This window comes from Streptomyces sp. NPDC002138 (genome assembly GCF_040296485.1).
In the GTDB taxonomy this organism is placed as follows: domain Bacteria; phylum Actinomycetota; class Actinomycetes; order Streptomycetales; family Streptomycetaceae; genus Streptomyces.
Map to the genome: position 1 here is coordinate 1 of NZ_JBEOXE010000097.1, position 22779 is coordinate 22779.

Below are 22779 nucleotides of genomic sequence, written 5' to 3' on the forward strand. Positions count from 1 at the left end.
TTTGTCGCCGGGGGGGTGTTTGGGCGCGGGGTGCCACCCCGGGGGCCCCCGCGGGGGGGGGGGCCCGGGGCGGGGGGGGGGCCCCCCCCGGGCCCCCCCCGACCGAGCTGTCGTGCGGTGTCGGCGACCCGGGGCGCGGATGCAACCGGGTCGCCGTGCGCGCCAGCGGGGCCAGTTCGGAGAAGACCGCGGTGACGTCGACCGGTCGCGGTGGGGTGGTTCGGCTCATCTTTCTGGCTCCCGATGGCACGTATCGAACGGGGTTAGTTCCCCATGTTCAGCGTTCCGGTGTTCTTGTAGGTGTTCGGGATGGAGACATCGGGGAAGAGTGGCTGCGTCGTTCCATCCGAACGCTCGATCCTGGCAGTGATCCTGACGCCCACGGGAATCGTGCTGTCGGCGTTCTGGTAGTCGGGCGTCACCTCGTAGAAGATCGCGTCGTTCGGCCCGAGGATGCCGCCCTTGACCACGGGCCGCACCGCCAGTTGGGCAACGGTCTCATAGGTCCGCATGCTGGGCGATCCGGTGTTCATGCCGGACTGCCAGCAGGGGACGAGGTTGATCTGTCCGCCGTCCAGGACCGCGCCCTTACCACCGAGGACGTTGGCGATGAGGTGACAGCGGGCCAGCCCGGCGGTGGAGGAGCTGGCGTTGCGGAAGAACTCGGCGTCGTCCCAGCCGGTGATGTCCCCCGACGCGGAACTGCCGTCCCCCGTCACCGTGCCCAGGCAAGCCTGTGCCACGCTCGCCCGGACACCGGACGGGCTGGTCGGGACGGTCTTGTTGACGTGCGCGACCGGTTGGCTGGTGTTCCTGATCCATCCGTTGCCGGAGAGTCGCGAATCCGTCGGCGCGTTCTGCCGGCAGACGGCCAGCGGCTCGGTGAGCGAACCGGAGATCTCGAGGTTGAACCGCTCGTCCTCCACCACGCGCTGGCTCTCGAAGCCATCGGCGAGCTGGCTCTCCCCGACCTGACGGTCGGCGAGCGGGACGTGGGACCGCGCGCAGGTGCTGCCGGCGCCGCCGTCCAGCACGTCGACCACCCACCCGCCGGCGCTGTGCCGCGGGAGGAGTTCGGCGCACTGGGCACCGTCGACGCCTCCCTCGCGGGTGGCGGAGAGGGGGAAGTCGGCGCAGGCGTCGCCCGGCACGAGGTCCGTGCGGGCCTGGAAGGTGCCGCAGGTCCGGGCCGCCCGGCCCGCTGCGTCACCCTTCGCCCGGGTCAGCGGCTTGGCGCGTCCCCAGCCGTCGGGGAGGTTGCTCTGGGCCCACAGGTAGCCGGCCGCCGCGGCCCCCGCGCCGGACGGGCTCTGCTGGTCGCTCATCTTGACGACGGGCATGTAACTGGGCACGACACAGCCGGGGTCGGGCGTGCCCGTGGTGGCGGTGTCCCGGACGGCGTCGTCGCAGCGGATCTTCTCCGGGTTGCTCCAGGACGCGCTCGGGTCCGTGATCTGGGCACCGGGCGAGGACACGAACAGTTCGTACGTCGTGTTGAAGTCGAGCTTCGCGCCGGGGGCCGGGGTGGATTCGTAGCCCACGTCCCCGTTGAAGACCTGGTCCTGGACGATGGTCTTGTTCGTCCACCGGGGGGACTTGGTGACCTTGCAACCGGCCGAACAGCCGGCCTTCCACCTCAGGCTCAGCGCCTTGACGTCACCGGTCGCCTTGGTCATGGTCACCGAGACGAGCTCGATCCACGTCGTGCCCTTGGCGGGCAGGACGGCGCTGGTCGACACGTCCAGCGTGCCCGTGCCGAGCACGCCGCCGTTGGTGTTCCTGAGCGTGTAGATCACGGTCACGCCGCGCACGCAGTAGGTGAAGCGGTTGTGGTACCAGTTCCCGGAAGGCACCACCAGCGAGCAGCCCCCGGTGTCGGCCGCGGCGGCCGGGGCTGCCGACGGGGCGGCGGCGCGGCCCTGCCGCTTGTTCGGGGTCTCCGGCGCGGCGATCGTGGTGACACAGGCGCGTACGGCGCCCGCCTTGCGCTCGCGGGAACCGGCGGGCGTGGGCTCGCACTTCTCCCCGGGCGTCACGGTGACGGGCTGGATCTTGCCGGGGGCCACCGCCACCGGCGCCTTGTCAGGGGTGGCCGGGGCAGCTGCCCGGCCGTCGTCGGCGGCGGCGGTGCCCGCCGCGGTGAGGCTCATGGCGAGGAGGAGACCGGGAAGTATGCGTCTCCAGCGTGGTGAGATCATGTCTTCTCTCTGTAGGAAGTCGCCCCGGGCGAGATCTGGCGGGCCCTGCGATGCGTCGGGCCGTATCGCCTTCCCCCGCCCGGAGCGGGACGTACGACGTCACGCGCACGCACCGTCAGTGGCGGTGCGTCATGACCGGATCGGGTGTTCCGATCCCTGGTGCGATCCGTGGTGCGATCCGCGTTCCCCTGCGGAAACGATTCACCGGCGGTCGAACCGCCCGCCGGTCCCGTCAGGAGCAGAGGTCGTAGAGCAGCTTGGAGGCGGCCCCGGCGGCCTTCTCCACCGTGCGGACGACCGGCTTGGCCACGGAGGTGGCGGCCTTCCCGCCGCCCCGGGTGACCAGGCTCAGCGCCGCGCGCCCGGCGGAAGACACGAACTCACCGCTGGTGAAGCCGTATTCGATCCCGCTGGCGATCGCGCTGACGCCGGCGGCCACGACCGAGACGCCGAGGCAGATCGCGGCGATGCTGCCGAGAACGGGCGCGGCGGGGAAGAACACGCACGAGACGGCGAATCCGGCCGCGAGCAGCCCGGCGGCCGTGCTCACCTTGTCGGCGGTGTCAGCCCACCACTTGGCGTCGTTCCACCATTCGTCCTTGCCGGGCTGGCTCCCCTTGGGGTTGACCGTGTCGTTGTTCGTCGTGTCGGAGGGGTTGCGGTTGGCGTCGCGGTTCTTCTGCGCCTCCTCGGCCGCCACGCGCGCGGCCTCCCGCACCTCGGCCGTCCGCTTGTCCGCGGCGATCTGGCGTGCCTCGGCGGCGGCGTTGGCGGCGCTCTTGGCGTCCCTGCCCGCGGCGAGCTCGGCCTGGTGGGCGTTGGCGGCGGAGGTCTGGGCGCTGTACGCGGAGGCCTGGGCGCTGCGGGCCGCGTCGACGGCGCGGTTGGCGGAATGGTTGGCCGCGCGGGAGGCGCTCTGGGCGGTGGCGGCGGCGTCCTTGGCCTTGTTCGCCGAAGCCTGGGCGTCTGCGGCGGACTTGTCCGCGGCGTCGGCGTGCTGACGGGCCTTGTCCGCGAAGCCCTGGGCCAGGTTCGCCGAATCGACCGCCTTCTGGGCCCACTCCTGGGCCTTCTGGCCGGCGTCCCGGGCCACTGCCGCGACCTCGGACGCGAGCGCCGCGGCTTTCTGCGCCTCCTGGGCCACCTTGGCCGCCGCGGCGATGCTCGCCTGCATGGCGGCGGCGTGGCTGAGGGAGTCGTAGTCGAGCTGGGCCGCTCGGTGCTGGACGGATTCCACGAAGTTCCGGCGCATCCACGCGGGGCCGGACATGGCGACCTCCGCGTACGCCTTGGAGTACGCGTCGCCGCTGGCGATGACCTTCATCGTCCTGACGGCGTCGTCCTCTTCGATGGCCTTGGGCAGGTCCTCGTCGAAGAACTTCTGGAGGGCTTCCGGGGTGTTCTTGTTGAGCGCGTCGTTGGCGGCCTTGGCAACGGCGGCGCCGGGATTCGAGTTCAGGATCTTCAGGATGTTGACCCTGTTGTCGTCGGCACGTGACCGGATGACACCGCCTGTGTTGAAGTCGCCCTCCGCGGGGGTGCCGCCGGCGAGGGCCTGGAACGCCGCCCTGGCGACGGCCGGTTCGGAGACCTGAGCGATGAAGAGGATGGTCTCGCGGTCGTCCTGGGACTGCGCGAGCTGCCGCTCGAGGTCGATCCAGGAGTGGACGTCGTAGTCGGACCCGGCGAGCGCGAAGCGGGCGGCCTGACGGGTCCACGTGCCGCTGGAGTCCAGCAGCGCGACGGCGGCCTGGCGGCCGAGGACGGCGGCCGCGGTCAGGTCGTCGTTGCCGAGGGCCTGCTCCGCCTTGGCGATCAGGTCCTTGGTGGCCTGCGCGGTCTGCTGGGCCTGGGTGCGCTTGTTCAGGTTGGCCGCGCGTTCGTTCTTGTCCAGCACGGCGAGCTGCGCGGCCTCCTTCATGCCTTGCAGCTTGTCGGTCGCCAGCGCGGCGGCCTCGGCGTCGCGGGCGTTCTTCTCCACGAGGATCGCGTCCGCGACGGCCTGGGTCGCGAGGTTGGCGGCCTTGACCGCCTCGTCGGCGTATTCGGTGGACTTGTTCGCGAAGTCGATGGCCTGACCCGCGTACCTGACCGCGTTCTCGGCAGCGTCCGCGGCCTTCCCGGCGTGCACGGCCGCGGACTTGGCGGCGCTGTTCGCGGTACGTGCGCACCGCGCGGCCGTCGAGGCCAGCGCCTGGGCCGTGGAGGCCGCGTTGGTCGCCTGGTTGGCGGCGCTCGAGGCGATATCGGCCTGGCGCTTGGCCTCGGCCGCCTCGCCCTGGGCGGCGCCGGAGGCCTCGGCCGCCTGGGCGGAGGCCCTGGCGGCGGCCGCGGCGTCGCGTGCCGCGTCCGCGGCGGCCAGGCCGGCGCCGGCCGACTGCTCGGAAGCGGTGGCCGCGTCCTCGGCCGCCTTGGCCGCGGAGTTCGCCTTCGCGGCGGCGTCCCGGGCGGCGAGTGCGGCGTCCTTCGCCTCACTGGTCTTCGACGCGTCCTTCGACGCGGCGATCGCGGCGTTGTAGGCGCGCGTGGCCGCCGATCCGGCCGCGGCGGCGGCCTGTGAGGCGGCCGTCGCTGCCCAGGACGCGCGCTGCGACGCCTGGACCGCGGCGGACGAGGCGTTGATGGCCGTACGGGCGGCGGAGGCCGCACCGCTCGCGGCGGTGGCGGCCTGCCGGGCGGCGTCGGCGGACCGGCGCACGTCGTCCCGGGCCAGCTCGGCTTCGGCGGCGGCCTTCTCGGCCGACTCCTTGGCCTTGCTCGCGGCTGCCGTCGCACGCGCCGAGGCTTCGACGGCCAGATCGGTCTGCTCCCGCGCACGCGCGCTCTCGCGCTCGACGATGGCGAGCAACTGCCCGATGGTGGCGGCCTCCTGGTCCCGGGCCCGCGCGATGTGCTGCCCGGTGTCGAGGTACCACTGCACGTCGTCGGCCGTTCCGCTCAGGGCGCGGTTGGCGTACTTCGTGAGCTCCGGGCCCGCCGTGGCCAGGCCACGGACGATCTCCACCCGCGCGTCCTCCAGCCGGGCCTTGTACTGGCCGGTGAGCAGGAACTGCTCCAATGCCGCGTCCGTGCCGGCGTTGAGCGCGGTGTTGCCCTCCCGCTTGATGCTCTTGCCGCCGTTGGCCATGACGCTGAGGGTGGTGACCCGCATGTCTTCGGTGACCGACGGGCGGAACCCGTCCTTGACGAACGCGGATATCGAATCGTCGCCGCCGTTGAGGGCCGCGGTCACGTCCCTGCGGACGCTCTTGCCCCCGTATCCCAAGTAGGTGAACGCGGCCACCCGGCTGTCGATCCGCGTCGCTTTCGGCAACTGCTCGAGGAGGAAGGCCGTGATCTCCTGATCGGTGCCGGCGAGGGCGTACGCGGCCGCCTGCCTGGCCGAACGGCCGCCCAGCATCCATGCCTTGACGACCTTGGCCCGATCCGTATCCGGAAGTGCCAATGCGTCGCCGGCCGGGGCGTCCGTACCGGTTGCCGCCCGGACCGGGGTCGTCACTAACAGCGGGGTCGAGACGGCTGCCATCCCGGCCGCCACGGCGGTCGCGAAGCGGCGCCGGCTCCAAAATGTCTCCTGCACGGAAGAACCTCTCTGATCAGCGATTGCTCGAGCTCGAGAATGAAACCCGCCCGGGTTTCTCCATCGGGCGGCAACGTGCCGACCATATGCAGCACGCACACCTTAAAAACAGCTGGCCGGAACCCGGCCCGCAATAAATCCGAAAGATGGCCGGATCTCGACCATAGATTTTCGGAAAACCGTTACAACCATTCTGGAGAGTGGCGCACGTCACGCCCAGGATGGAGAAGATGTGCCGGTATGTGGACTTTTATTCCGTTGGCCGGAAGGCGTTCGCCTTGGTTTCATGCAGATGATCGTCAGCCACCGGAAAAGTGACGCCGTATTTCACGCGCACGCGCCCTCTTGGGCTTTCCTTTTCCCTCGCGCCCCGCGCTCGCGCGGTCGCGGACCACCTGAATCGACATGGGGGACGAACATGAAGGCACGCACCACGACCCTGCGGATCGCCGGCGCGGCTCTGGCCGCCGGGGCTCTGGCCTGGGTCGCCTTGGGCGGAGTAACGGGCACATCCCCTAAGGATGTTGTCGCGGCGCAGTCGATCGCCGACGAAGGCCCGGGCTACGCGATCGAGGACGGCGCCTACCCGAACGCCGACAAGATTCTCGCCGAACAGAAGATCAAGCTGAAGAGCGGGGACGGCCACATACTCCTCGCCGAATGCACGGGTGCACCCGAGCTGATGGAAGTCTTCTCCCACGCAAATGAGAAGATCTGCTTCCGGGTCACCGGGAACAAGGGATACCTCAGCCTGGAGATTCCGGCCGTTTTCGGAGTCAAGGGAAATGACTACGCGGCCCAGGTGCAGATGTCCACCGGCAGCGAGGAGAAGACGTTCAGCGTCGGAAAGAACACCTGGACGGCCGTCGGAGAGACCGCGGACGAGCAGGGCCGCGATTTCATGCTCCTGGAGATCAGGACGGCCAAGTGACCACGGTCCGGGAATCGTCACCTGCCGCGCTACGAAAGAAGTCCATGCCTGCAATTCTTGGCCGCCCCGCGCGATTAAGCGGTCCCCTCGTCGCGGCCACCGCCCTCGCGGCGGGCCTCTTGTCGGCCGCGCCCGCCCAGGCCGTCGCCGGTCCGGAGACCGCCGCCGGCCGGTACCCGTACCTCGCGAAACTGGACATCGGCGACGCGTCCCCCGGCCGCGGATGCACCGCGGTCCTGGTCGACCCCCGCTGGATCCTGACGGCCGCCGGCTGTCTGGCCACCACCCCCGGCACCCCGGTCCCGGCCGGGAAGCCCGCACTGAAGACCACCGCCACACTCTCCGGGCAGACCCGGGACGTCGTGGAGGTCTCGGCCGGCGCCACCGACCGTGACGTGGTCCTGGCCCGCCTGGCCGCCCCCGTCACCGACATCGCTCCCGCCCGGCTCGCGGCCACCGCTCCCCCGGCCGGGGCCGAGCTGGCCGCCGTCGGCTTCGGCCGGACGAGGACGGAGTGGGTCCCGGGCAAGGCCCACACCGGCGCGTTCACCGCGGACTCCGCGGACGCGACCACCCTCTCGATCACCGGCAAGGGCGCCGATGTCCTCTGCAAGGGCGACACGGGAGGCCCGCTCCTCAACGCCGCAGGCGAACTCGTCGGCATCAACAGCCGCTCCTGGCAGGGCGGCTGCCTCGGCACCGCCCCGGCGGAAGTCCGTACGGGCGCCATCGCGGCCCGCACCGACGACCTCGCCCCCTGGATCCAGGGCATCACCGCCCCGCGCAACGGAAACCAGGTGTCCCTGCTGGCCGGCGGCGGCGGAGCGATGTGGTCCCGGTTCGGAGACCTCGGGTACGGGGAGTACGGCCCGGCCTGGGCCAAGGTCGACGGCCAGGACGTGTCCCGGGTGGCCACCGTCCGTGACGGCGACACGGTGCGCGCCTACGCGATCGTCGACGGCCGGGTCTACGGCCAGGACCTCGATCTGGCGGCCAACGGCCGGTGGTCCGGTTGGGGCGAGGTGCCCGGCGGCGCCTCCGGTGCCAAGGACATCGCCGCCTCTCTGGTGGGTTCCAGCGTCCACGTGCAGATCGTCGGCGCCGACGGCGGCCTCCACACGCAGGTCGCCGACTACCGGGCGGGTCACTGGAACACCGTGTGGGACGCGGTCGGAGCCTCCGGGCTGACCCGCGTCGCCAGCGTGCCCGCCGGTCCACTCGTACGCGTACAGGCCGTCGCCGACGGACGCGTCTACGGCCGCGACTTCGACACCCGCAGCAACACCTGGACGCCGTGGGGCGAGGTCCCCGGTGGGGCCTCCGGGGTCAAGGACATCGCCTCCAGCCTGGTCGGCAACAACGTCCAGGTGCAGATCGTCGGCGGCGACGGCGCCCTGTGGACCCAAGTCGGCAACTACGACGCCGGCCACTGGAACGACCTGTGGACCAGGGTCGGCGGCGCCGGCCTGACGAACGTCACGAGCGCCCCCTCGGGCGCCACCGTCGAGCTCTACGCGAGCGACGCCGCGGGCAGGATCGACAACGCCCGGCTCGACACCGTCACCGGCACCTGGAGCACGCTCCGGGAACTGGGGGGCGAGCTCTCCGGCGCCACCGACGTCTCCGCCGCGATCCTGGCCGCCCCCTCGAGGGTGACGCTGGCCGCGACCGCGGACAACGCGCTGTCCCTCCAGAGCGGCAGCCTGGCCACCGGCGCCTTCGAGGCCCGGTGGAACGACAGGGCCGGCCTTCCGGTCACCCGCCTCACCAGCGTCGACACCGGCGGCGCGATCCGCTACGTCGGCGTCGCGGGAGGCAGGGTCTACGACCGCGCCTACGACCCGTCCACCGGGGTCTGGGGCAGCTGGGGCGAGGTGCCGGGGGGCGCCGTGGGCGTCAAGGACGTCTCCGCCACCATGATCGACAACGTCCTGTACGTGCAGATCGTGGGCATCAACGGCGACCTCCACACCCAGGTCGGCGACTACAACGCCGGTCACTGGGACCCCACGTGGACCGCCGTCCCGGGCTTCACCGGACTGACCGGCCTCACCTCGGTGAAGGCGGGCCCCTACGTCCGCCTCTACGGCATCGCGGGCGGCAAGGTCCACGGCCGTGACCTGGACACCCGGAGCAGGACGTGGAGCGCCTGGGGCGACGTCCCCGGCGGCATCACGGGCGCCAAGGACATCACGGTCTCCCGTGTCGGAGCCACCGTCCAGATCCAGGTCATCGGCGCCGACGGGGCCCTGTACGGCCAGGCCGGCGACTACCTGGCGGGGGCCTTCAAGCCGTCCTGGACCAGGATCGGCGGCGCCGGACTGACCCGTCTGTCCAGCACCGCCGCCGCCGGCAACGTCCACGTCCACGCCATCGGCGCGGACGGCACGGTCCGGAGCACGACCCTCGACACCACCCTCGGCACGTGGACCGCATGGCGTCAGGTTCCCGGCACCCTCACCGCGCCGACCGACCTCACCGCCACGGCCACCCGCTGACCGGTCCGGTCGTAGCGCTCACTTCTCCCACACCACGAGGAGCTCCATGTCTCGCAACGGTTCACGCTCGGCGTGGGCTGCCGCCCTGTTGGCCACCACAGCGGTGGGAAGCGGCCTGCTCGCCGCGGGTCCCGCCGCGGCCCTGAACGGGAGCGACGCCCCCGCCACCGGCTACGCCTTCGCGGCGAAGCTCACCATCGATGACAAGAAGTCCTGTTCGGGCGCTCTGGTCGACGCCCAATGGGTGATCACCGCCGCGTCCTGCTTCCGTGACGGCTCCGCGACCGTCCCGGCCGGCAAACCCGCCGCGAAGACGACGGTGACCGTGGGCCGCACCGATCTCACGCAGCCCACCGGCACCACCGTCGAGGCCGTGGAGCTCGCCCCTCACGCCGACCGGGACCTGGTCATGGTCAAACTCGCCTGGCCGGTCGTCGGCGTGGACCCCGTCAAGGTCTCCACCACCGCCCCCGCGCCCGGTGAGCAGCTCACGTCACTGGGGTTCGGCCGGACGAAGACGCAGTGGGTTCCGGACAAGGCGCACACGGGCGTCTTCTCCGTGACCTCCGTCGACGCGGGCGCGCTGGGTCTGGGCGCGTCGGGCGACGCGGTGGTCTGCAAGGGTGACACCGGCGGCCCCGCGCTGCGCCAGAAGGACGGGGGCGTCGAGCTGGCGGGCATCAACTCCCGCTCCTGGCAAGGCGGGTGCCTGGGCATGGACGCGGCCGAGACGCGCACCGGCGCGATCGGTGTCCGTGTCGACGACGTGGCGGCCTGGGTCGACCAGGTCCGCAGGACCACTCCCGCGGTGCGGCTGCCCGGCCTGGTGCCGAGCGTCACCAGGGTGATGACCACGGGCGACTTCAACCGTGACGGGCGCGGCGACATCGCCGCGGTCACCGCCGACGGCAACCTGCACACCTTCGCGGGCCGTCCCGACGGCACGTTCGAGTACGGCCGCCCGCTGTGGCGGGCCGACGGTTCGTGGGCCCCGGCCAAGAAGATCATCGGGGGTGACTTCAACGGCGACGGGATCACCGACATCGCCTCCGTCTGGAGCGACGGCGCCCTGCGCCTGTACGCGGGACAGGCGGACGGCAGCCTGGCGAGCGGGAAGGCGATGTGGGCGGACGCGGGCACCAACTGGGACGCGATGCGCCAGCTCGACCGGTACCGGGCGGCGGGCTCCGGCCGTGACGGTCTCCTCGCCGTCTGGGGCACGGGGGACGCCAAGGGCTCCCTGTACGCCTATTCCACCGGCGCGGACGGCGTTCTGGACGGTCAGAGCCGCAAGATGTGGCCCGACACCACCTGGCTGAACATCCAGAGGATCACCACCGGTGACTTCAACAACGACGGCCGCGACGACGTCGTGGCCATCGCCTCCGACGGCACCCTGCGCCGCTACAGCGGCAACACCGCCGGCGGTCTGGACTCCGGCGTGTCCATGTGGCCCGACGCCGGCTGGAACAACATGCCGGTGATGCTGTCCGGCGACTTCAACGGCGACGGCAAGGCCGACCTCGGCGGCCTGTGGAGCAACCAGCAGCGCTTCAGCCTCTACAGGGGCAACGGTCAGGGCGCGGTCGCCGCGGGCACCAACGCCTGGCCCTCGCCGCTCCCCCTGCCCGCGGGCGGTCAGATCCGCAACGCGAACAGCGGCAAGTGCCTGGAGATCACCGACTCCAGCAAGGAGAACAGCGCTCCGGCCCAGCAGTGGTCCTGCGGCGCCCAGCCCGGCGCGAAGTGGGAGTTCCGCCCGACCGCCACCGCGGGCGTCTACCAGATCGTCAACGTCAACAGCGGCAAGTGCCTGGAGATCATCAACTCCAGCAAGGACAACGGGGCCCGCGCGCAGCAGTACACCTGCTACGACATTCCCACCATGCAGTGGACGATCAAGCAGGCCGGCCTGACCGTCAGCCTGGACATCACCAACGTGAACAGCGGCAAGACCCTCGAGATCGGCGATTCCCGGACGGACAACGGGGCGCCCGCCCAGCAGTGGACGCACTCGACCGACGCGTCCTACGCGACGCAGAGCTGGTACCTGTAAACGGAACCTGTCAACGGACGTACCCCCGGGCAGGCCCCGGGGGTACGTCGACCCACGGCCGGCCGCCCTGTCATCGCAGCGGGCGGTCGGCCGTCCGGGTGGTCAGGGTCGCGCTCAGGGCGACGGCGAGAAGCAGGGCGGTCGCGAGGGCGAGGGCGGCCCGCGGGTCGCCCCCGAGGGTGAGCGCGCCGCCCGCCAGTGCCCCGGCGAGCAGAGTCAGTACGGTGACGAGGCGGCGTACCGAGGCCGCGCCCCAGCGGTCCGCGGCGAGGCCGGTCAGCGCCCGGGTGACGACGGTGGTGGTCAGGTCGGGCACGGCGAGCCGGTGCACGACGCCGTTCTGCAGGCCCATTCCGAGGGCCAGGAGGACGATGACCGCGAGCTGCCCGCCGCCGCTCTGCCGCGTGGCGAGCGCGGCGCCCACGAGGACCGCCTGCACGGCCACCAGCGGCCCCGCCAGGCCCGCGGGCCGCTCCCCACTGCGCAGCCGACCGGCCGTCAGCGCCCCGGCGAGGAAGGCGCCCAGGGCCACCGCCGAAGCCTCGGCGGACAGGGAGCGGTCGCCTGCGAGGGCGAAGCCGAGGAAGGCGACGTTCCCGGTCATGTTCGCGACGAAGACGTGATCGAGTCCGAGGTAGCTGACCGCGTCGACCAGCCCGCTGACGAAGGTCAGCACGATCAGCAGCGGGGGCAGCCCCCCGTGCGGGTTCCCCGCCCCCGCGCTCCCTCCCCCGCCCGGGGAACCGGTCGCCGGGCCGGGCGGGAACAGCAGGTCGCCCAGGACGTGCAGCACCCCGCGGCGTGCCGCGGCGGGGGCACGGGGCGGTGCGGCGGGCGGCGGGTCGGGCTCCATGCGCGCACTCCCTCGGGCTCTGCGGCCGGCCCGCTCACGCGGCGCCGCGGGGAGCGGAAGCCGGCGCGACGACCGGTCGTCCGGTTCGCGGGAATCGTACCGATCCGCGCGGCGCGTCGGGGGCGACAGGCCCGTCCGCACGAGACGCGCCGCCCCCGACCGGCGGGGGGGGCGGCGGGAGCAGCGGCCCGGTGAGCGGTCGGACGGCCCGGCGAGGCGAGCACTTCCTGCCGCACTTCTCCCAGGGTCAGGCCGAGTCCCGGACGATCAGCTGCGGTTCGAACAGCACCGGCGCACCGGGGGCGCCCGCGGCCCCGATCCCGTCGAGCAGCAGCCGGACCATCTCCGCCGCCATGTCCTCCACCGGCTGGCGCACGGTCGTCAGCCGCGGGCGGCAGGCGGTGGCCGCGCTGGAGTCGTCGAAGCCGACGACCGCCACGTCGTCCGGGATCCGGCGCCCGTGTTCGCGCAGCACCAGGCAGGCGCCCTGGGCCATCAGGTCGTTGGCCGCGAACACCCCGTCCAGGTCCGGGTGTTCGGCGAGCAGCCGGAGCATGGCCGCTTCACCGCCCTCGACCGTGAAGTCGGCCTCGGCGACGGCGAGCGGCGGCCGGCCCGCCTCCCCCAGCGCATCCGCGCAGCCCGCCACCCGCTCCCGGCTCGCCGGTACGTCGCCAGGCCCCGCGATGACCGCGATGCGACGGCGGCCGCCCGCCAGCAGGTGCCCCGCCGCGAGCGCGCCCCCGTCCCGGTGCCGCAGGTCCACCGACGGCAGCGGGACGCCCGGCTCGGGCCGGGCGAACAGGACGGCGGGCAGCCCCGCCCGTGCCAGCAGCCCCGGGAGCGGGTCGTGCGGGTGGGTGGAGACCAACAGCGCGCCGTCCGCGCCACCTTGGGCGAGGTACGTGGCCAACTGGGCGCGGTCGGCGTCCGTTTCCGCGCACATCAGGACCGGGTGCACCCCGCGCGGGCGCAGCGCGCGCACCACCCCGCCGACCACCCGGCCGAAGAAGGGGTCCTGGAAGACCCGGGCCGCGAAGGCGTCCGGCGCGTCCGTCCCGGCCCCCGAGACCACCAGGGCGACCGCACCGGCCCGCCGGGTCACCAGGGAGCGGGCGGCCCGGTTGGGCACGTACCCGGTGGCGTCCACCGCGCGCTGGACGGCCTGCCGGATGGCGGGGTCCACGTTCCGGATGCCGTTGACCACGCGGGACACCGTGGCGCGGGACACCCCGGCGGCCCGGGCGACGTCCTCCAGGGTCGGCGCGGCGCCCGTTCCCGCAGCCGCGCCCCCGCTGGCGCCCGTGCGCCGCCCCGTGTCCATGGCGGCACTGTATCCCCCGGCCCGGCGCGGACCCGGCGCGGCCCGCGCGCTACACGTCGAGCACCGTCCGGAGCGGGAGGTCTCCCGCGGTGGGGCCGGCCAGGACCTCGTACGCGCCCGGTTCCGTCACCCAGCTCCCGGCCGCCGGGGACCAGTACTGGAGGGCCCGCGCGGGGATCCGTACCAACGCCGTCACGCACTCGCCGGGGTCGGCCTCGACCGCGGCCCAGCCCGCGAGCCAGCGCACCGGACGGTCGACCGCCGAGCCGGGACGGGACAGGTGCAGCTGGACCACCTGACGGCCGCGTCTGCCACCGGTGTTGCGCAGGATCACGGCGAACTCGGCCGCATCCATGGGCGGTTCGTGGCGGCGCGCACTGCGGATCAGACTCTCGAAGGCCCAGTCGGTGTAACCGAGTCCGTGCCCGAACCAGTACGCGGGCGTGGCGCCGCTGCGCAGCCAGGCGCGGTGGCCGATGTGCAGGCCCTCCTCGTAAGGGAGTTGGCCGTCGGGGGCGGGCCGCGTGTCGCGGACGGGGGCGTCGGCGAGGACCGCGGGCCAGGTGGTCGGGAGGCGGCCGCCCGGTTCACGGCGGCCGAGGAGGACGTCGGCGAGGCCGTTGCCCGTCTCCTGTCCCGGGAACCAGGACAGCAGTACGGCGCCCGCCTCCGCTCGCCAGGGCAGCTCGACGGGGGCGCCCGCGTTGACGACGACCGCCGTGCGCGGGTTGGCGCGCAGGACCGCGCGGACCAGCTCGTCCTGGGGCGAGGGCAGCCGCAGGTCGGCGCGGTCGCGCCCCTCGCACTCGGCGCCGTCGGTGGTGCCGACGACCACGACCACGGCGTCGGCCGCGCGGGCCGCCGCCACCGCCTCGGCGAGCGCCGCGGCCGGATCCGGGGCGGGCGGCGCGGCGGCCAGGACGGTGGCCCGGCCGGTGCCGGGCGCGAGCCGGCGGCGTACGCGCACCCCTACGTCCCGGCCCGCGGTGAGCTCGACCGGGGCGGTGCGCAGCGGGGGGCGGACGTGCACGACGGCCGGGTCGTCCGTCTCGGCCGGGAACTCCCCGTCGAGCAGCACCTCCCCGTCCATGGTCAGCCGCATCTGGCCGAAGCCGCCCAGGCCGAGCGTCCAGGTGCCACTGGTGGCCGGACGGAGTACGGCGGTCAGCTCGACGGTGTGGGATCCGGGAGGCAGTTCGGGCTCCAGCACCCGGCCGGAGGGCTGCCGCACCGAGTGCAGGGTGGCCCCCCGCTCGTCGAGGACGCGCAGCCGCACGCCCGGTTCACCCGTCTGCGGATCCCGGGCCAGCCCCCGCCCGACGGGCACCGCCCCGGCCTCGTGCAGCGCCGGACCCGGGGCGTACACGACCCGCACGCGCGCGGGCAGCGCGGCCCGGATCCCCTCCAGCGGGCTCACCACGCGGCGGGGGAACACCTCGGCACTGCCGCCCCCTTGCCCTCGGGGCGTGTGCCCGTGTCCCCCGATGACCGCAACGCTGCCGAGCCGCTCCGGCTGGAGGGGCAGCACCCCGCGGTTCTCCAGCAACACGGCACTCCTCGCCACGACATCCCGCAACAACGCGGCCTCGCCCCGCAGCCGCCGGGCCTCGTGACCGGGCTCGGCGGGCCCTGCCGACGCGGTGGGTCCTGCCGACGCGGTGGGTTCTGCCGACCCGGCGAACCCGGCCGACCCGGCCGACCCGGCGGACCCGGCGGACCCGGCGGGCCCCGACGGTTCGGTGGCGGGCGCGGCGCCCAACGCGCCCACCCGGGACGCCAGTCGGAGCAGTCGCCGGGTCTTGTCGGTCACGGCGTGCTCCGGGACGAGGCCCGACCGGACCGCCCGGACGAGGTACTCGCCCCACGGCCCGGAGGGCCCCGGCATCGCGAGGTCCTGGGCCGCGGACCCGGCGGCGGTCGTCGAGCGGACCGCGCCCCAGTCGGAGACCACGACCCCGTCGAAGCCCCACTCCCCCTTCAGCGGTTCGGCGAGCAGGGAACTCTCGGTCATGGTCGTGCCGTTGACCCCGTTGTACGCCGACATCACCAGCCACACCCCGGCCCGCACGGCCGCCTCGAACGGCGCCAGGTACAGCTCGCGCAGCACCCGTTCGGCGATCCGTGCGTCCAGGGTCAGCCGTCCGGTCTCGGAGTCGTTGGCGACGTAGTGCTTCGCGGTCGCCGCGACCCCGCGGGACTGGATGCCCTCGATCAGCGCGGCCCCGGTGCGCCCCGCGAGCAGCGGGTCCTCGGAGAAGCACTCGAAGTGCCGTCCGGCGAGCGGGCTGCGGTGCAGGTTGAGGGTGGGCGCGAGCAGGACGTGGACGCCCTTGCGCCGGGCCTCGTCGCCGAGGAGCGCGCCGAGGCGGCGTACCCGGTCCTCGTCCCAGAGCGCGGCGAGCGCGCTCGCCGAGGGCAGCAGGGCCGAGGTGTCGCGCTCGTCCCAGCCGGGACCGCGCACCCCGGCGGGCCCGTCGGAAAAGACCAACTGCGCGAGCCCGACGGCGGGTTCGGGGTGGGTCCGCCAGGCGTCCGAGCCGGTCAGCAGCCGGACCCTGCGCGCCATGTCCAGCTTGTCCGCGAGCCGTTCCTCGTCGTCACCACCGCCGCGCATGCGGGCCCCTTCACGTCGGATCATCTGGGAGAGCGCTCTCCCAGATGATCCCGAGCCCCGCCGGAGCCTGTCAACGGGCTTGACGACAGAGGGTGTTGCTCAGCCGATCAGCCGCATCGGTCAGGCGCATCGGTCAGCCGCCGGTCACCGTGACCGTCACCGTGGGCGACACGGCTTCGCCGACCATCACCCGCAGCTCCTCCTTGCCCTTGTCCCGGAACGTGCTGTCCAGGGCGAAGCTGCTCCCCTGCTTGACGGTCGTACTCGCCCGCAGGGTCGTCCACTTGGCGCCGTACTTGTGCTGCAGCACCACCTTGGTGCCGATCGGCACGCCCTTCGTGCGGCCCGTGAAGCTGACCTTGCCGCCGGTCTTCACCGTGGCCGGGGTCGCCGTGAGCGTCACGGTGGCGGCGGCGGACTGCGAGGCGGAAGGGGTGGGCTTGGCGTTCGTCGCCGCGGAGGCGACGGTACCGACGGCTCCGGCCGCCAGCAGGGCCGCGGACAGGGCGCCGACGGCGGCCATCCGGACGCGGCGACCGCGCGGACCGTACGGGCCGCGCAGACCACGCGGGCTACGCGAGGCGCGCAGGTCACTCGGTGTGGCGTTCACATTGGACTCCCGTCGTGACGGACTCCCCCATGTGGAGCGAAAACACCCACTATGGGGCGAATGACGCGGGTTCGATGCTACGGACCTCCGTCGACGCGTGTCGACTCGATCATGGTCGCCGCCGACCCGGGACGCCCGGCCCTCGGTCGCAGGCCCCCGGCCACAGGCCCCGCCCCGCCTACTGCCCGCGCCGCCCCGGCGAGCGCCGGTTCAGCGCCGCGCGGCTGATCCAGTACGTCAGGATCAGCCCCCAGAAGAGCGGCACGGCCAGCGCGCCCAGCAGCCCGGCTCCGAGGCCGGGCAGCGCCAGGACGACCAGCGAGTACAGCCCCATCGCCACGACCGGCACGGCCATCGCGATGACCGGCCGGCAGCTGCGCGCGGTCAGCAGCATCGGTCGCCGCAGCCTCGGGGAGATCTTGCCGCGCTGCCACAGCGCCCAGGCCGTCCAGAGGCCGGTCACCGCTGCCGCGCCCGCCAGGGTGCGCGTGAGGTCTCCGCCTTCCGGAACCTGGAAACCGATGGCCAGGATGAATCCGATCAGCGCGGGCCAGCGCGCCCCGGCCACGAGCCCCCAGGCCATGGTCTCCAGGTTGAACCGGGCGTGCCGGTCCTCCAGGTCGAGCGCCGCCGAATCGACGAAGCCTTCGGCGGCGCGGGTCCAGGCGGCGCGGCTGAACCAGCTGCGCCGCATGTGCAGCGTGGCCAGGTTGTTGTGGGCCTCGCTGTTCTCCGGGTCGAGGCGCAACGTGGTCTCGTACGCCAGCCGGGCGGTGGCCCGGTCGCCGAGGCGGTGGGCGAGCAGGCCGACCATGAAGTGCGCCGCCGGGGCCTCGGGTTCCAGCTCGGTGGCACGGCGGGCGGCGAGGTACGCCTCGTGGCGGCGGCCGCGCTGCCCGCTCTGTTCGAGGACGACCGCGAGGCAGTGGTGGCCGCCCCAGAAGTGCGGGCTGAGCGCGATGCAGCGGTGTGCGGCCTGTTCGGCCTCGGCGAACCGGCCCAGTTTGGTCAGGGTGTCGACCCGTACGAGCCAGGCGTAGGTGTCGTCGGGTGCGACGCGCAGGGCTTCGTCGACGCTCTCCAGCGCGCCGACCGGATCACCGAGCGAGCGGCGGCAGCGGGCGAGCAGGATCAACGCCCGTACGTCGTCAGGGTGTTCGGCCAGGTGGACGCCGGCGAGCGCCGCCGCCTGCTCGAAGCGGCCGAGATCGTGCAGCGCGTCGGCGCGGTCGAGGCCGCCGCCGTCGCCGGCCCGCTCCGCGTGGGCCGCGTCGGTGCTCATTCGATCTTCTTCCGGTCGTGGAGGACGGTCACCAGGGCCGGGACGAGCCCGGTCCAGAACACCACCTGCGGCACGCCCCGTTCGCTCCACGGGACGACGGCGAGCAGCACCGCGGCGAGCGTGGCCCAGCCCGCCTGGGCGAGCACCACCCGGGCCCAGGGCTCGCGGGCGATCAGGGGGCGCACGCTCAGCCGGGCGCCGAGCCGCATCCGCCGGTAGCGGCGCCAGGCGCCGAAGCCCCAGACGGCGCCCATCAGGACGAGTGCCCAGAGCCGGATCCCGATCGGCAGCGGCAGGGCCTTGGGCTGCTCGCCGTCGGTCGGGAAGACGTCGAGGGCGGCCGCGGCGATGGCCAGGCAGGCGAGGGCGAGCCAGCGGGTGCCGCGCAGCATCCGGTAGACGGCGGCGTCGAGTCCGGAGCGCAGGTCCGCCGACCCGGGTACGGCGGCCAGCGCGGCGGCGAAGGTGTCCGCGGCCCGCGCCGCGCTGGTCCCGGGCTTGTCCGCCTCGCGGCGCGCGAGGTACGGCACGGCGAAGGTGTTGGACGGATCCATGCCGAGCAGGGTCTTGCGGGCTTCCGCGGCCGCTTCCTCGCGCCCCGTCTCGGTGGCGACGTAGAGCAGCACCTCGCCGACCCACCGCTCCTCGGGACCCAGGCGGGCGGCGGCCCGCGCCTCCTCCCAGGCCTCGTCGGGGCGCTGCGGGTCGGCCAGCATCAGCAGTTCGGCGCGGCCCGCGCGGGCGAGCCAGTTGTCCGGGTTGATCCGGACGGCCCGTTCCATCATGTCGAGCGCGTCCGCGTAGCGCCCGACCCGGCGCAGGCAGAAGGAGCGGACGAAGTAGGCGTCGTAGTACTCGGGGTCGCGGACGAGCACCTCGGCGGTGGCGTCGTAGGCCTGCTGGTAGTCCCGGAGCTGGAAGTGCGCGCGGGCGAACCAGACCCGGGCGAACAGGTCTTCGGGGTCGTCGGCCAGGCGCCGCCCGAGCACTTCCAGGGCCCGGGCGGCGCGGCCCGCGTCGACGAGGGCCATGCCCTGCTCCGCGAGCGGGTCCCGCCCCTGGCGAGGAGGGCGGGTGTGCTGCTCGGTCACAGCTTCCGCTTCTTCTTCAGGTAGGCGAGCAGGTCGTCGTACATGCCGCCGTCGTTCGCGAACATCGCCACGTTGCGGGCGGAGGCGAACCACGGCTCGCTGGAGGGGCGGATCTGCTTCGCGGCGGACAGCAGGTCCTTCATGCCGATCATGCGCACGGTGCCGGTGCGGGCGGAGTCGAGCAGCGCCGTCTCGGCGGCCGTCTCGCAGACGTGGGCGAGGTCCGCGCCGGAGAAGTCCTCGGTGACCTTGGCGAGTTTGCCCAAGTCGACGGCTTCGATGGGGCGTTCGCGCAGGTGGTAGTGGAGGATCGCCTCGCGGGCGGCGGCGTCCGGCGGCAGGACGAGCAGGGTCCGGTCGAGCCGGCCGGGGCGGCGCAGGGCGATGTCCACGTCCCAGGGGACGTTGGTGGCGGCGAGGACGAAGACGCCCTCGTCGGCACCGCTGCCGACTCCGTCCAGCTCGGTGAGGAGCTGGTTGACGACGTTGCGCAGGCCGCTGTGGGCGGTACGGCTGCGCTTGGCGCCGAGGGCGTCCAGTTCGTCGAGGAAGACCACGCAGGGCGCCTGGCGGCGGGCGGTCTCGAAGATGTCGTGGACGTTCTTCTCGGACCGGCCGATCCACATGTCGAGGATGTCGGAGAGCGAGATGGACATGAAGCTCGCGCCGAGTTCGCCCGCGACGGCGCGGGCGATGAAGGTCTTGCCGCAGCCGGGCGGGCCGTAGAGGAGCAGGCCGCCGCGCAGGCTCTTGCCGTAGAGCTTGCGCAGCTCCGGATTGCGCATGGGGGCGAGGAAGGCCGCTTCGAGGCGGTCCTTGACGTCCTGCATGCCGCCGACGTCGGCGAGGCGTACGGTCCCGGGCGCGTCGATGTCCCAGGGGGAGGCGTCGTCCCCGTCGTCCCCGTCGTGCATGCCGTCGGCGGTGAGGGGGCGTTCGCGGGCGTCCCCGGCGGAGCCGGAGTCGGCCACGAAGCGGGGGCCGACGACCCCGCCGAGGTCCTGCTCCGCGGCGGCCCAGTCGAAGCCGGGGGCGGGGGCGGGCGGTCCGGCGGGGGGCGTGGCCGGGGTGGCGGGCTCGTCGGGATCCGTCGGGGCCGAGGAGGAAGCGGAGCCGGAGTCTGAGGTGGGTGCGGAGGCGGGTGCGGACGGGTCCGCGGGCGTGGCGGGGGCCGCGGGCGTGGCGGGGGCCGGGGGCGTGGCGGGGGCCGCGGGCGTGGCGGGCGGGGGCGTGGGCCCCGTCGGCGGCAGGCCCATCGCACGGATCATCAGGGCGCGGGCGTCCGCGTTCGCGGGCGCGTGCTGGAGGGCCACCGCGGCCTCGGCGACGGCGGCCTCGGCCCGGCCCGCCGCCAGCAGCATCTCGGCGAGGTGGAGGCGCAGCGGGACGTCCTCGGGTGCGGCGGCGACCGCCGTACGCAGGCTCCGGATCAGGGGGGACTCGTCGGACATGGCTTCACCCTATGGAGTGAACCCCGATGTAACGAAACGCGGCCCCTGTTGACGGAGGGTCCCCTCGCGCGGCAGGCGATCATGGGGCGTACGAGTCGCGGTCCGGCGGCTCGCGGACCCCGTCCCGCTGGAGGCAGCACATGGCAGTTCCGGTCACCGTCGTCACCGGAGGCAGCAGGGGCATCGGGGCGGCGGCCTGCCTGCGCCTGGCCGCCTCCGGTCACCACCTCGCGCTCGGGTACGTCAGCGACGCCGTGGCCGCCGAGGCGACCGCGACCGAGGTGCGCGCGGCGGGCGGCCGGTGCGTGACCGTGCGCGTGGACACCTCCGTGGAGGCCGACGTGGACCGGCTGTTCGACCGTGCGCGGGCCGAACTCGGGACGGTGACGGGGCTGGTCAACAACGCCGGGGTGACGGGTCCCCTGGGCAGGCTCGCGGACGCGCGCACCGCGGACCTGCGGCGGGTGCTGGACGTGAACCTGCTCGGGTACCTGCTGTGCTGCCGCCGGGCGGCCCGCGACATGGCCGCCTCGGGCGGCGGGGCGATCGTCAACGTGTCCTCGGCCGCCGCCACCCTCGGGGCGCCCGGGGACTACGTCCACTACGCGGCGACCAAGGCGGGCGTCGACGCCCTGACAGTGGGTCTGTCCAAGGAACTCGGGCCGGACGGGATCCGGGTGAACGCCGTGGCCCCCGGCATCATCGACACCGACATGCACGCGGCCATGGGCGACCCGGACCGCGCGGCCCGCTCGGGCCCGGGCATCCCGCTCGGGCGCCCGGGGCAGGCCGCCGAGGTGGCGGCGGCGATCGCCTGGCTGCTGTCCGCCGACGCGTCGTACACGACGGGCACGGTGCTGCGGGTGTCCGGCGGCCGGTGACGTGCTCGGGCCGGCCCAGGGGTCGGCCTAGTGCCGCGTCAGGCAACGTTTGCCCGTAAAGGAGCGGCGTCCGGTGCGTGCTCTCGGCGTGCCGGCCGGAAGCGCTCGTACTGGACGTACTTGGGCTTTCGGCCGGTGCGGCGAGAGCACGTGCCGGGCGTCGCGACGGGGCGAACATTGCCTGACGCGGCACTAGCTAGCGCCCTTCCATCGCGGCGCGGGTGCGCGGGCCGTAGATGCCCGAGGGGTCGCCGGTCAGGCTCCGGTCGCTCTGGAACTGGCTGACGCCGCGCCGGGTCTGCTCGTCGTACACGCCCGAGGGGGAGACGTACGTGAACCCCTGCGCGAAGAGTCGTTCCTGCAGGGCGCGCACGCCGGCCCCGGAATCGCCGGGGCGCAGGGTGCCGTCGCCCGGGGCGGGGGCCGTGGCACGGGGGGCGGCCGACTGGCCGGAGGTCGCCGGGCGGCTCGGGGCGGGGGTGGCCCCGGAAACGGCCGGGGCGGAGGCCGACGGGGCGGGCACAGACGGGTGTACGGACCCGGTCGAGGACGCGGCCGGGTCCTCGGCCTCAGGGTTGCGGGCCAGGAGTCCCGGGCCGCTCGCGGCGGGCGGTCTGACCGCGCGCGGCGGGGCCTCGGGCGGAGAGTGGAGCAGGGCCAGCAGGGTCCCGGTGGTGAGCAGGGCGAGGAGGCCGAGGACCACGAGCGCGTTGCGCGTGCCGTGTTCACGCCGCCCGGCGGCGGTCTCGGTACCGGTTGGCCGGGTGCCGGGCGCGGGGAGCGGGTGCGCGGCGGGGGCGGCTACGGTCGGCTCCGCGGGGCCGGGGCCGGGGCCGAGCCCGGAGCCGTGCTGCGGCCAGACCGGGGCGCCCGGGCGGCGCGGGGTCGTGCGGCGGGGGCGTCCGCCGCGGGCGACGTAGGGGCGCACGAGGAGCCGGTCGTCGAAGACCGGGCCGGACTCATCGGGGTGGTGGGGCACGGTCGTCTCCTGGCAGGGACAGCAATCGGGGGCGGGCCCCCGCGGTCAAAGTAGCGCGAACCAGCCCCCGCCCCGACGCCGGGTCCGGAACCAGCCATTCACCCGGGCCGATTCCGCCCGCGGCCCGCTGCGGCGACCCCGGGTTTGCCCTTCGCCAGGGCCGAGCCCCACCCCGCCACCGCCAGCCCCGGCCACACCCAGCCCCGCCGGCGTTTCAGGCGCGGCCCGGCCATCCCCGCCCCTGGGGCCACACCCAGCCCCGTCGGCGTTTAAGGCGCAGCCCCGCCATCTCAACCCGGGGCCACATCCAGCCCCGCCGGCGTTTAAGGCGCAGCCCCGCCATCTCAACCCAGGGCCACATCCAGCCCCGCCGGCGTTTGAGGCGCGGGTCCGGGCGGAGCCCGGTGCGGCCCGCCAGGGCCGTTGGGCAG

The 22779-nt window shown here is 73.8% G+C and carries 14 protein-coding genes and 1 pseudogene; 4 read left to right on the plus strand and 11 right to left on the minus strand.

Features of this window, described 5'->3' with window-relative positions; all coding sequences use genetic code 11:
• The 3 genes and pseudogenes from ABT084_RS38105 to ABT084_RS35195 form a co-directional block, all read right to left on the minus strand.
• A pseudogene (locus ABT084_RS38105) lies at positions 1-229 on the minus strand (hypothetical protein); the annotation flags it as partial.
• Between the two features lie 34 nt (positions 230-263).
• Positions 264-2150 carry a DNA/RNA non-specific endonuclease gene (locus tag ABT084_RS35190; RefSeq protein ID WP_351053091.1) on the minus strand — a complete coding sequence of 629 codons (1887 nt, stop codon included), beginning with the start codon at positions 2148-2150 and terminating at the stop codon, positions 264-266.
• A 280-nt stretch (positions 2151-2430) separates the two neighbouring features.
• Positions 2431-5778, minus strand: a complete 3348-nt coding sequence (locus ABT084_RS35195) for an ALF repeat-containing protein (protein WP_351053093.1) — start codon at positions 5776-5778, stop codon at positions 2431-2433.
• Positions 5779-6196: 418 nt separating this feature from the next.
• On the opposite strand from ABT084_RS35195, the gene ABT084_RS35200 reads away from it, so the two are divergent.
• The 3 genes from ABT084_RS35200 to ABT084_RS35210 are packed head-to-tail and all read left to right on the plus strand — an operon-like array spanning position 6197 to position 11263.
• The gene (locus ABT084_RS35200; protein WP_351053094.1) at positions 6197-6709 is read left to right on the plus strand and encodes a hypothetical protein; all 513 of its coding nucleotides are present in this window, start codon (positions 6197-6199) and stop codon (positions 6707-6709) included.
• A gap of 44 nt (positions 6710-6753) precedes the next feature.
• Positions 6754-9207, plus strand: coding sequence for a trypsin-like serine protease (locus ABT084_RS35205; protein WP_351053097.1), 2454 nt, complete (start codon positions 6754-6756; stop codon positions 9205-9207).
• Between the two features lie 46 nt (positions 9208-9253).
• Positions 9254-11263: an RICIN domain-containing protein gene (locus ABT084_RS35210; RefSeq protein ID WP_351053100.1), complete on the plus strand. Its 2010-nt coding sequence runs from the start codon at positions 9254-9256 to the stop codon at positions 11261-11263.
• Positions 11264-11333: 70 nt separating this feature from the next.
• Here the strand turns inward: ABT084_RS35210 and ABT084_RS35215 are convergent, their stop codons facing one another.
• From ABT084_RS35215 to ABT084_RS35245, 7 genes are all read right to left on the minus strand, one after another.
• Positions 11334-12116 (minus strand): YoaK family protein, encoded by a 783-nt coding sequence (locus ABT084_RS35215; RefSeq protein ID WP_351053102.1) that lies wholly within the window; start codon positions 12114-12116, stop codon positions 11334-11336.
• A 247-nt stretch (positions 12117-12363) separates the two neighbouring features.
• Positions 12364-13440 (minus strand): LacI family DNA-binding transcriptional regulator, encoded by a 1077-nt coding sequence (locus ABT084_RS35220; RefSeq protein WP_351053105.1) that lies wholly within the window; start codon positions 13438-13440, stop codon positions 12364-12366.
• A 49-nt stretch (positions 13441-13489) separates the two neighbouring features.
• Positions 13490-16054 carry a glycoside hydrolase family 3 C-terminal domain-containing protein gene (locus ABT084_RS35225; protein ID WP_351053108.1) on the minus strand — a complete coding sequence of 855 codons (2565 nt, stop codon included), beginning with the start codon at positions 16052-16054 and terminating at the stop codon, positions 13490-13492.
• Between the two features lie 133 nt (positions 16055-16187).
• Positions 16188-16664, minus strand: a complete 477-nt coding sequence (locus tag ABT084_RS35230) for a hypothetical protein (protein ID WP_351053111.1) — start codon at positions 16662-16664, stop codon at positions 16188-16190.
• A 178-nt stretch (positions 16665-16842) separates the two neighbouring features.
• On the minus strand, positions 16843-17946 hold the full coding sequence (locus ABT084_RS35235; RefSeq protein ID WP_351053114.1) for a tetratricopeptide repeat protein: 1104 nt from the start codon (positions 17944-17946) through the stop codon (positions 16843-16845).
• Positions 17943-19037 (minus strand): tetratricopeptide repeat protein, encoded by a 1095-nt coding sequence (locus tag ABT084_RS35240; protein ID WP_351053117.1) that lies wholly within the window; start codon positions 19035-19037, stop codon positions 17943-17945. The genes ABT084_RS35235 and ABT084_RS35240 overlap by 4 nt, the downstream gene beginning before the upstream one ends.
• Positions 19034-20488 (minus strand): ATP-binding protein, encoded by a 1455-nt coding sequence (locus ABT084_RS35245; protein ID WP_351053120.1) that lies wholly within the window; start codon positions 20486-20488, stop codon positions 19034-19036. Before ABT084_RS35245 ends, ABT084_RS35240 begins: the two co-directional genes overlap by 4 nt.
• Positions 20489-20628: 140 nt before the next feature.
• Here ABT084_RS35245 and ABT084_RS35250 point away from each other — a divergent pair, with 140 nt between their 5' ends.
• Positions 20629-21369, plus strand: a complete 741-nt coding sequence (locus ABT084_RS35250) for an SDR family oxidoreductase (protein WP_351053122.1) — start codon at positions 20629-20631, stop codon at positions 21367-21369.
• 196 nt (positions 21370-21565) lie between these two features.
• Here the strand turns inward: ABT084_RS35250 and ABT084_RS35255 are convergent, their stop codons facing one another.
• The gene (locus tag ABT084_RS35255) at positions 21566-22348 is read right to left on the minus strand and encodes a peptidoglycan-binding domain-containing protein (RefSeq protein ID WP_351053125.1); all 783 of its coding nucleotides are present in this window, start codon (positions 22346-22348) and stop codon (positions 21566-21568) included.
• Positions 22349-22779 lie beyond the last annotated feature (431 nt).

Coding starts and splice junctions, on each gene's coding strand:
- ABT084_RS35190 (WP_351053091.1), bottom strand. CDS start 2,150: ATGAGCCTCACCGCGGCGGGCACCGCCGCCGCCGACGACGGCCGGGCA.
- ABT084_RS35200 (WP_351053094.1), top strand. CDS start 6,197: ATGAAGGCACGCACCACGACCCTGCGGATCGCCGGCGCGGCTCTGGCC.
- ABT084_RS35205 (WP_351053097.1), top strand. CDS start 6,754: ATGCCTGCAATTCTTGGCCGCCCCGCGCGATTAAGCGGTCCCCTCGTC.
- ABT084_RS35210 (WP_351053100.1), top strand. CDS start 9,254: ATGTCTCGCAACGGTTCACGCTCGGCGTGGGCTGCCGCCCTGTTGGCC.
- ABT084_RS35215 (WP_351053102.1), bottom strand. CDS start 12,116: ATGGAGCCCGACCCGCCGCCCGCCGCACCGCCCCGTGCCCCCGCCGCG.
- ABT084_RS35220 (WP_351053105.1), bottom strand. CDS start 13,440: ATGGACACGGGGCGGCGCACGGGCGCCAGCGGGGGCGCGGCTGCGGGA.
- ABT084_RS35225 (WP_351053108.1), bottom strand. CDS start 16,054: ATGCGCGGCGGTGGTGACGACGAGGAACGGCTCGCGGACAAGCTGGAC.
- ABT084_RS35235 (WP_351053114.1), bottom strand. CDS start 17,946: ATGAGCACCGACGCGGCCCACGCGGAGCGGGCCGGCGACGGCGGCGGC.
- ABT084_RS35245 (WP_351053120.1), bottom strand. CDS start 20,488: ATGTCCGACGAGTCCCCCCTGATCCGGAGCCTGCGTACGGCGGTCGCC.
- ABT084_RS35250 (WP_351053122.1), top strand. CDS start 20,629: ATGGCAGTTCCGGTCACCGTCGTCACCGGAGGCAGCAGGGGCATCGGG.